This window comes from Streptomyces sp. 13-12-16, from assembly GCF_002114215.1.
Classification (GTDB): domain Bacteria; phylum Actinomycetota; class Actinomycetes; order Streptomycetales; family Streptomycetaceae; genus Streptomyces.
Genome location: NZ_NCTE01001373.1, coordinates 1 through 4,168, shown reverse-complemented (window position 1 = coordinate 4,168; position 4,168 = coordinate 1). Strand labels below are relative to the sequence as shown.

General features: G+C 73.2%; 4 protein-coding genes. 2 read left to right on the top strand and 2 right to left on the bottom strand.

The genetic code is table 11. The annotated features are described in order from the left end of the window. On the bottom strand, positions 1 to 1,050 hold a 1,050-nt coding region (locus B7767_RS41060), incomplete at its 3' end, for an aromatic acid exporter family protein (RefSeq protein ID WP_085576314.1). 79 nt (positions 1,051 to 1,129) lie between these two features. Further along, positions 1,130 to 1,618: an FBP domain-containing protein gene (locus B7767_RS41055; RefSeq protein ID WP_085576313.1), complete on the bottom strand. Its 489-nt coding sequence runs from the start codon at positions 1,616 to 1,618 to the stop codon at positions 1,130 to 1,132. A gap of 160 nt (positions 1,619 to 1,778) precedes the next feature. Between B7767_RS41055 and B7767_RS41050 the strand changes: the two genes are divergently transcribed. Both B7767_RS41050 and B7767_RS41045 read left to right on the top strand, forming a co-directional pair. Next, positions 1,779 to 2,759 (top strand): phosphotransferase family protein, encoded by a 981-nt coding sequence (locus B7767_RS41050; RefSeq protein ID WP_085576312.1) that lies wholly within the window; start codon positions 1,779 to 1,781, stop codon positions 2,757 to 2,759. A gap of 91 nt (positions 2,760 to 2,850) precedes the next feature. After that, on the top strand, positions 2,851 to 4,140 hold the full coding sequence (locus tag B7767_RS41045) for an ROK family transcriptional regulator (protein WP_085576311.1): 1,290 nt from the start codon (positions 2,851 to 2,853) through the stop codon (positions 4,138 to 4,140). Positions 4,141 to 4,168: the final 28 nt, after the last annotated feature.

The following is a 4,168-nucleotide window of genomic DNA, read 5'->3' as shown; positions in this document are numbered from 1 at the left end:
CACCTGCCACTGGCGGGCGTCGCGCCGGGCCTCCTCGAAGAGCAGCCGGGCCAGCCTGTCACGGGTGGCGGCCGCCTGCCGCAGCTCGGAGGCGAGCCGCTCCTCCGCCGACTCGGCGTTCGCGCTCACACTCGTGGTGACCAGCACCGAGAAGCTGACCACGGCGTCCGCGATCTCGGACAGCAGCTCCTCGAAGGCGGCGCCCGTCTCCGGCTCGAACAGCCGGTCGGGCTCGCGCTCCTTGGCCAGGTCGGTCAGCGTGCGGGCCAGCACCCGCAGCACCACCGTGCAGATCTCCAGCGTGTCGAGGCCGGTGCGCAGCACCACCCGGTGCAGCAGGCCCTCGCGCACCCGGGGATTGAGCCGCAGGCTGTCCTCCGCCTGCCGGAGGTCCGCGTCGACCTCGCTGATGTCGTGGTCCAGGCGGCGGGCCTCGTGCAGCCGGGCCGCCGCGCGGGCCGCGGGCGGACGGCCCGCGGCCTCCTCGCCGATCCGCAGCATCAGCTGCCGCACCCGGCGTGCCAGCTCCTCGATCGACCGGCCGGCCTCCTCCACCCACACGGGCGGGGCGAGCAGGAGGTTGAACCCCATCCCGACGAGCGCTCCGATCAGCGTCTCCACGATCCGGGCCCAGGCGGTGTCCCCGTGCGTGGTCACCCCGAGCACCAGCATCGCGCTGATCGCCACCTCGGGCACGAACTCGTCCACCCGCACCAGATGGCCGACGATCAGCGACGCCAGGATGAGCAGGCCCAGACTCCACCAGGTCAGACCCACCAGGAGGCTGAAGAGGATCGCCACGACGACGCCGGTCACCACGGAGTTCACCCGGCGCATCCCGGTGGTGAGCGTGGAGTACAGGGTGACCTGGACGACGAGCAGCGCGGTCAGCGGCGCGGTGAGCGGCGCGGCCTCCGGACTCAGTCGAAGGGCGATGACGTAGGCGACCGTCGCCGCGGCGGCCGACCTCACCATCTGCACGGTCACCGGGTCCCGGTGCCGCTTGACGAACTCGAGGGCCGGCGCTGTCATCTCACGTACCACTTGCATCCTCGGACGGTTCCCCTTCCCCGGACACAACGAACGTGTTCACCGGTGACGGCAGTCCCCCGGAGGAAGGCGGGCGGGCCTACAGCTTGTCGAGGAAGGCGAACAGGTTGCCCCTGGTGCGGGCGATCTGCTCCTCCAGGGTGAGGCTCTCCTCGAAGCGGGCGCCGGTCTCCGGGACCTTCCTGCCGCGCAGATAGAGGGAGCAGGCGAGGTCGGTGCACATGTAGGCGCCGACCGAGTTGCCCTCCCGGCCGGCCGGGCCCGCCTTGCGCGCGGTCATCAGGGCGACACCGCCGCGCGGATGGGTCGTCAGGCACAGGGAGCACATGCTGCGGTGCAGGAAGCCGCGCCGGGCCGGCTGGAAGCGCATGGCCACCCCGACCAGACGGCCCTCCCGCTCGGTGACGAGATAGCTGCGGTCGGGTGCGCCCGGATCGCGCCAGCCCAGGAAATCGAGGTCGTCCCAGGGGCGTTCGCCCAGGTCGCGTGGTACGGCCAGCCGCTTGGCCTCACCCTTCGAGCAGTTGATGAACGAACCACGGATGTCCTGCTCGGTGAGTGCTCTCATGGGGGCGTCTCCTGGCGTGCTCTTTCGAAACCTAGGGGGTCTAGGTTTCTGGGTCAGGGTAGATATCCGGCGTCGGGGGGAGCCAGCGGTTTTCACCGGGGACCGTGCCCCCGTGCGTTCCGTACGCTGTACCGCAGTCGCCGAAGGGGAGGGGTGGACGATGGGGGACTCCTGGGAGCGGGCCCGCCGGGCGCTCGCGGAGGCGGGACTGCCGCCCGACGCGCTCACCGGGGTGCGTCCGCTGAGCGGGGGCACCTACAACACCGTCGAGGAGCTCCTCCTCGCCGACGGCAGCCGCTATGTGCTCAAGGTCCCGCCCGCGCCCGCCGTCCCCGGCCTCCGGTACGAGCGGCGTCTGCTCGTCTCCGAGGCGGACTTCTGCGCCGGAGCCGCCGAGGCCGGAGTACCCGCCCCGCGTGCCGTGTCCGTCGGCGGCGACGCCTCCGTACCGTACCTGCTGATGACCGCCTGTCCGGGTGAGTCCTGGACGCGGGCGGAGCCGGCCGGCGGGGAGCGGGCGGCGCTGCGTACGGAGCTCGGCCGTCAGGTGGCCCGGCTGCACCGGGTGACCGGACCGGGGTTCGGCTACCCGTCCGGCGCCCTCGGCCCGCTCGCCCCCGACTGGCGGACCGCGTTCACCGCGATGACCGACGCCGTGCTCGCCGACGCCCGGGACTACGGTGCCCGGCTGCCGCGCCCCGTCGACGAGGCGGCCGCCGTGATCCGTACCGCAGCCGGGGCGCTCGACGAGGTCACCGTGCCGGTTCTCGTCCACTTCGACCTGTGGCCGGGCAACATCCTGGTGGAGCGCCCGGCGGCGGGGGAGGCCCGGATCGGCGGGCTCGTCGACGGGGAGCGCATGTTCTGGGGCGACCCGCTCGCCGACTTCGTCTCCCTGGCGCTGCTCGGCGACATCAGGACGGACGGGGCGTTCCTCGCCGGATACGGGGAGGCCGGGGGCCGGGCCGTCTTCGACGCGGCGGCCCGTGTCCGGCTCGCCCTCTACCGCGCCTACCTCTACCTGATCATGCTCACCGAGACGGTTCCGCGGGCGAGCGGGGACGAGCACGAACGATGGCTCCGGGCCGCCGTCGCCCCGGAACTGGAGGCCGCGTTGGAGGAGATCCGCCACCCCTGTTAGTTCACATCATGAAATAAGGGTGCTGAAAAGTCGCGCCCAGCCGGTTCCCGGCGGTATGTTGCAGGTCGGGCAGGGTCTCGGAAGGAGCCACATGGCGGGGCGGAACGGGCGCACGGTGCGCGACCTCAGGCGGGCCAACCGCACGGCCGTGCTGCAACGGCTGTACTTCGACGGCCCGCTGAGCCGCTTCGAGCTCGGCCCCGCGACCGGGCTCAGCTCCGGATCGGTGAGCAACGTCGTCGCGGACCTGGTCGCCGACGGCCTCGTGGAGGAGGCCGGCAGCGTCGACTCCGACGGCGGCCGTCCGCGCACCCTGCTGCGGGTGGCACCGGTCAGCGGCCACATGATCGGCGTCGACGTGGGTGAGACCCGGGTCCGCGTCGAACTGTTCGACCTGACCCTCACCGAGCTCGCCCGCGCACAGCGCCCGCTGGAACAGCAGCGCTACGAGGTCGAGGTCATCGTCGACCACATCCGCTCCGGCATCGCCGAGGTGCTCGCCGGCGCCGGTCTCGCCCCCGAGCGGCTGCTCGGCGTCGGCATCGGTGTCCCCGGCATCGTCGAGCACACCCCCGACCGGGGCGCCGTCGTGCACGGCCAGACCATCGGCTGGGACGCCGTCCCCCTGGAAACCCTGCTGCGCGCCGGGTCCCCGCTGCCCGACACGGTGCCGTACTTCATCGACAACGGCGCCAAGACCCTCGGTCAGGCCGAGATGTGGTTCGGCGCCGGACGCGGCGCCCGCAACGCCCTCGTCGTCCTCTTCGGTTCCGGTGTCGGCGCCTGCCTGGTCACGCCCGAGGTGGAACACGGCCGGGCGGTCGAATGGGGGCACCTGACCGTACGGGTCAGGGGACGCCGCTGCCGCTGCGGCGCGCTCGGCTGTCTGGAGGCGTACGCGGGCGCCGAGTCGCTGCTCGCCCGGTGGCGCGAGGAGGGCGGCCGGGTGCCCGGGGGCACGGACGAGGAGACGGCGCTGACGGCCATGCTCGCCGCCGCCTACCCGGCCGACGACAGCGCCCCCGACCCCGTCGCGCTCGCCGTGCTGGAGGAGACCGCCGAGTACCTGGGAGCGGGCCTGTCCGACCTGATCAACCTCTTCCAGCCCGAGCGCATCCTCATGGGCGGCTGGGCCGGCCTCCAGCTCGGCTCCCGCTTCCTGCCGGCCGTGCACCGGCACGCCCTGTCGTACGCGCTGCGCCACCCGGCCGAGAAGGTGACGATCGAACTGGGCCGCCTCGGCCCCGACGCGGTCACCGTCGGCGCCGCGATCCTGCCGCTCGCCGACTTCTTCGCCCGCGGCGGCCGCCGCCCCGACCCGGACCCGCAGTCCCCGCCGCCCGCCTGGCACACGGCCCTCCGGGAACGCACCCCACGCTAGGGGCCCGCGGGGCGGGACGGCCGTGCAT

What these genes read in the sequence shown, in the direction of transcription:
- B7767_RS41045 (WP_085576311.1), top strand. Translation starts at nt 2,851, where the DNA reads ATGGCGGGGCGGAACGGGCGCACGGTGCGCGACCTCAGGCGGGCCAAC.
- B7767_RS41050 (WP_085576312.1), top strand. Translation starts at nt 1,779, where the DNA reads ATGGGGGACTCCTGGGAGCGGGCCCGCCGGGCGCTCGCGGAGGCGGGA.
- B7767_RS41055 (WP_085576313.1), bottom strand. Translation starts at nt 1,618, where the DNA reads ATGAGAGCACTCACCGAGCAGGACATCCGTGGTTCGTTCATCAACTGC.